This is a genomic window from Yersinia sp. Marseille-Q5920 (assembly GCF_946902935.1).
GTDB classification, from domain to species: domain Bacteria; phylum Pseudomonadota; class Gammaproteobacteria; order Enterobacterales; family Enterobacteriaceae; genus Yersinia; species Yersinia rochesterensis.
In genome coordinates, this window is the sequence record NZ_CAMPQA010000023.1 from 1 (window position 1) to 5166 (window position 5166).

A 5166-nucleotide genomic window follows, 5' to 3' on the forward strand; every position below is an offset into this window, starting at 1 on the left:
CAGGCAGAAGAAATATCAAAGTCTTGAAGAGTGACCAAAGCAGTACACATTTGAACTTCGGTTCGAATGCATATTTGCAGAAAGTAATCTTTGAGCATCGCTATGTTAACTCATAGCAAATCAAACAAATCTTAAATTGAAGAGTTTGATCATGGCTCAGATTGAACGCTGGCGGCAGGCCTAACACATGCAAGTCGAGCGGCAGCGGGAAGTAGTTTACTACTTTGCCGGCGAGCGGCGGACGGGTGAGTAATGTCTGGGAAACTGCCTGATGGAGGGGGATAACTACTGGAAACGGTAGCTAATACCGCATGACCTCGCAAGAGCAAAGTGGGGGACCTTCGGGCCTCACGCCATCGGATGTGCCCAGATGGGATTAGCTAGTAGGTGGGGTAATGGCTCACCTAGGCGACGATCCCTAGCTGGTCTGAGAGGATGACCAGCCACACTGGAACTGAGACACGGTCCAGACTCCTACGGGAGGCAGCAGTGGGGAATATTGCACAATGGGCGCAAGCCTGATGCAGCCATGCCGCGTGTGTGAAGAAGGCCTTCGGGTTGTAAAGCACTTTCAGCGAGGAGGAAGGCAGTCGTGTTAATAGCACGGTTGATTGACGTTACTCGCAGAAGAAGCACCGGCTAACTCCGTGCCAGCAGCCGCGGTAATACGGAGGGTGCAAGCGTTAATCGGAATTACTGGGCGTAAAGCGCACGCAGGCGGTTTGTTAAGTCAGATGTGAAATCCCCGCGCTTAACGTGGGAACTGCATTTGAAACTGGCAAGCTAGAGTCTTGTAGAGGGGGGTAGAATTCCAGGTGTAGCGGTGAAATGCGTAGAGATCTGGAGGAATACCGGTGGCGAAGGCGGCCCCCTGGACAAAGACTGACGCTCAGGTGCGAAAGCGTGGGGAGCAAACAGGATTAGATACCCTGGTAGTCCACGCTGTAAACGATGTCGACTTGGAGGTTGTGCCCTTGAGGCGTGGCTTCCGGAGCTAACGCGTTAAGTCGACCGCCTGGGGAGTACGGCCGCAAGGTTAAAACTCAAATGAATTGACGGGGGCCCGCACAAGCGGTGGAGCATGTGGTTTAATTCGATGCAACGCGAAGAACCTTACCTACTCTTGACATCCACAGAACTTAGCAGAGATGCTTCGGTGCCTTCGGGAACTGTGAGACAGGTGCTGCATGGCTGTCGTCAGCTCGTGTTGTGAAATGTTGGGTTAAGTCCCGCAACGAGCGCAACCCTTATCCTTTGTTGCCAGCACGTAATGGTGGGAACTCAAGGGAGACTGCCGGTGACAAACCGGAGGAAGGTGGGGATGACGTCAAGTCATCATGGCCCTTACGAGTAGGGCTACACACGTGCTACAATGGCAGATACAAAGTGAAGCGAACTCGCGAGAGCAAGCGGACCACATAAAGTCTGTCGTAGTCCGGATTGGAGTCTGCAACTCGACTCCATGAAGTCGGAATCGCTAGTAATCGTAGATCAGAATGCTACGGTGAATACGTTCCCGGGCCTTGTACACACCGCCCGTCACACCATGGGAGTGGGTTGCAAAAGAAGTAGGTAGCTTAACCTTCGGGAGGGCGCTTACCACTTTGTGATTCATGACTGGGGTGAAGTCGTAACAAGGTAACCGTAGGGGAACCTGCGGTTGGATCACCTCCTTACCTAACGATACGCATTGCGTAGTGTCCACACAGATTGTCTGATGAATGTAAATGAGCAAGAGCACCTGTTGATGTCGTGAGTTTCGACTCATGCTGATGCGAAACGGTTAGATTTCGGTTTAATCGGAACTTCGTGTCCCCATCGTCTAGAGGCCTAGGACACTGCCCTTTCACGGCTGTAACAGGGGTTCGAATCCCCTTGGGGACGCCAATCCGATAATGTGTGAAAGACATTATCAACTGAATATCTTAAAGATGACTTTACCAAGTCGTGTTTAAGATATTGCTCTTTAACAATCTGGAACAAGCTGAAAATTGAAACAATACAGCTGAAACTTATCTCTCCGTAGATGTACTGAGATAAGGATTAACCTGTATTAGAGTCTCTCAAATAATCGCAACGCAAGTTGTCTGCAAAGACACCTTCGGGTTGTGAGGTTAAGCGACTAAGCGTACACGGTGGATGCCTAGGCAGTCAGAGGCGATGAAGGGCGTGCTAATCTGCGAAAAGCGTCGGTAAGGTGATATGAACCGTTATAACCGACGATACCCGAATGGGGAAACCCAGTGCAATTCGTTGCACTATTGCATGGTGAATACATAGCCATGCAAGGCGAACCGGGGGAACTGAAACATCTAAGTACCCCGAGGAAAAGAAATCAACCGAGATTCCCCTAGTAGCGGCGAGCGAACGGGGAGGAGCCCAGAGTCTGAATCAGTTTGTGTGTTAGTGGAAGCGTCTGGAAAGTCGCAGGGTACAGGGTGATACTCCCGTACACAAAAACACACTTGCTGTGAACTCGATGAGTAGGGCGGGACACGTGACATCCTGTCTGAATATGGGGGGACCATCCTCCAAGGCTAAATACTCCTGACTGACCGATAGTGAACCAGTACCGTGAGGGAAAGGCGAAAAGAACCCCGGCGAGGGGAGTGAAATAGAACCTGAAACCGTGTACGTACAAGCAGTGGGAGCACCTTCGTGGTGTGACTGCGTACCTTTTGTATAATGGGTCAGCGACTTATATTTTGTAGCAAGGTTAACCGAATAGGGGAGCCGTAGGGAAACCGAGTCTTAACTGGGCGTCTAGTTGCAAGGTATAGACCCGAAACCCGGTGATCTAGCCATGGGCAGGTTGAAGGTTGGGTAACACTAACTGGAGGACCGAACCGACTAATGTTGAAAAATTAGCGGATGACTTGTGGCTGGGGGTGAAAGGCCAATCAAACCGGGAGATAGCTGGTTCTCCCCGAAAGCTATTTAGGTAGCGCCTCGTGAACTCATCTTCGGGGGTAGAGCACTGTTTCGGCTAGGGGGTCATCCCGACTTACCAAACCGATGCAAACTCCGAATACCGAAGAATGTTATCACGGGAGACACACGGCGGGTGCTAACGTCCGTCGTGAAGAGGGAAACAACCCAGACCGCCAGCTAAGGTCCCAAAGTCATGGTTAAGTGGGAAACGATGTGGGAAGGCATAGACAGCCAGGATGTTGGCTTAGAAGCAGCCATCATTTAAAGAAAGCGTAATAGCTCACTGGTCGAGTCGGCCTGCGCGGAAGATGTAACGGGGCTAAACCATGCACCGAAGCTGCGGCAGCGACACTCAGGTGTTGTTGGGTAGGGGAGCGTTCTGTAAGCCGTTGAAGGTGACCTGTGAGGGTTGCTGGAGGTATCAGAAGTGCGAATGCTGACATAAGTAACGATAATGCGGGTGAAAAACCCGCACGCCGGAAGACCAAGGGTTCCTGTCCAACGTTAATCGGGGCAGGGTGAGTCGACCCCTAAGGCGAGGCTGAAAAGCGTAGTCGATGGGAAACAGGTTAATATTCCTGTACTTGGTGTTACTGCGAAGGGGGGACGGAGAAGGCTAGGCTAGCCGGGCGACGGTTGTCCCGGTTTAAGCATGTAGGCGGAGCGACTTGGTAAATCCGGTTGCTTATCAACGCTGAGGTGTGATGACGAGTCACTACGGTGATGAAGTAGTTGATGCCAAGCTTCCAGGAAAAGCCTCTAAGCATCAGGTAACATTAAATCGTACCCCAAACCGACACAGGTGGTCAGGTAGAGAATACTCAGGCGCTTGAGAGAACTCGGGTGAAGGAACTAGGCAAAATGGTGCCGTAACTTCGGGAGAAGGCACGCTGGCATTAGGTAATGGGACTTGCTCCCGGCGCCGAAGCCAGTCGCAGATACCAGCTGGCTGCAACTGTTTAATAAAAACACAGCACTGTGCAAACACGAAAGTGGACGTATACGGTGTGACGCCTGCCCGGTGCTGGAAGGTTAATTGATGGGGTCAGCCGCAAGGCGAAGCTCTTGATCGAAGCCCCAGTAAACGGCGGCCGTAACTATAACGGTCCTAAGGTAGCGAAATTCCTTGTCGGGTAAGTTCCGACCTGCACGAATGGCGTAATGATGGCCAGGCTGTCTCCACCCGAGACTCAGTGAAATTGAACTCGCTGTGAAGATGCAGTGTACCCGCGGCAAGACGGAAAGACCCCGTGAACCTTTACTATAGCTTGACACTGAACATTGAGCCTTGATGTGTAGGATAGGTGGGAGGCATTGAAGTGTGGACGCCAGTCTGCATGGAGCCAACCTTGAAATACCACCCTTTAATGTTTGATGTTCTAACTCGGCCCCGTAATCCGGGGTGAGGACAGTGTCTGGTGGGTAGTTTGACTGGGGCGGTCTCCTCCCAAAGAGTAACGGAGGAGCACGAAGGTTAGCTAATCACGGTCGGACATCGTGAGGTTAGTGCAAAGGCATAAGCTAGCTTGACTGCGAGAGTGACGGCTCGAGCAGGTACGAAAGTAGGTCTTAGTGATCCGGTGGTTCTGAATGGAAGGGCCATCGCTCAACGGATAAAAGGTACTCCGGGGATAACAGGCTGATACCGCCCAAGAGTTCATATCGACGGCGGTGTTTGGCACCTCGATGTCGGCTCATCACATCCTGGGGCTGAAGTAGGTCCCAAGGGTATGGCTGTTCGCCATTTAAAGTGGTACGCGAGCTGGGTTTAGAACGTCGTGAGACAGTTCGGTCCCTATCTGCCGTGGGCGTTGGAAGATTGAGAGGGGCTGCTCCTAGTACGAGAGGACCGGAGTGGACGAATCACTGGTGTTCGGGTTGTCATGCCAATGGCATTGCCCGGTAGCTAAATTCGGAAGAGATAACCGCTGAAAGCATCTAAGCGGGAAACTTGCCTCGAGATGAGTCTTCCCTGGGGCTTTAAGCCCCCTGAAGGAACGTTAAAGACTATGACGTTGATAGGCTGGGTGTGTAAGTGCAGCGATGCATTGAGCTAACCAGTACTAATGATCCGTGAGGCTTAACCTTACAACACCGAAGGTGTTTTGGTGATTTGAGAGAAATTAAGATTTTCAGCGAAGTTCCGAGATTGGATTGGCTGGCTGTGTGATATTGCATAGCGGGTTAATTGAAACAGAATTTGCCTGGCGGCCATAGCGCGGTGGACCCACCTGA

Annotated in this window: 1 tRNA gene and 2 rRNA genes; all 3 read left to right on the top strand. The window is 51.6% G+C overall.

Annotation, left to right across the window (positions count from 1 at the left end):
- The first annotated feature begins 133 nt into the window (after positions 1-133).
- The 3 genes from OVO64_RS20290 (at position 134) to OVO64_RS20300 (ending at position 5019) form a co-directional block, all read left to right on the top strand.
- Positions 134-1676 (top strand): 16S ribosomal RNA (locus tag OVO64_RS20290).
- Positions 1677-1811: 135 nt separating this feature from the next.
- Positions 1812-1887 (top strand) — tRNA-Glu (locus OVO64_RS20295).
- 225 nt (positions 1888-2112) lie between these two features.
- A 23S ribosomal RNA gene (locus OVO64_RS20300) occupies positions 2113-5019 on the top strand.
- Together the 16S and 23S rRNA genes with 1 tRNA gene alongside form the textbook arrangement of a ribosomal RNA operon.
- Positions 5020-5166 lie beyond the last annotated feature (147 nt).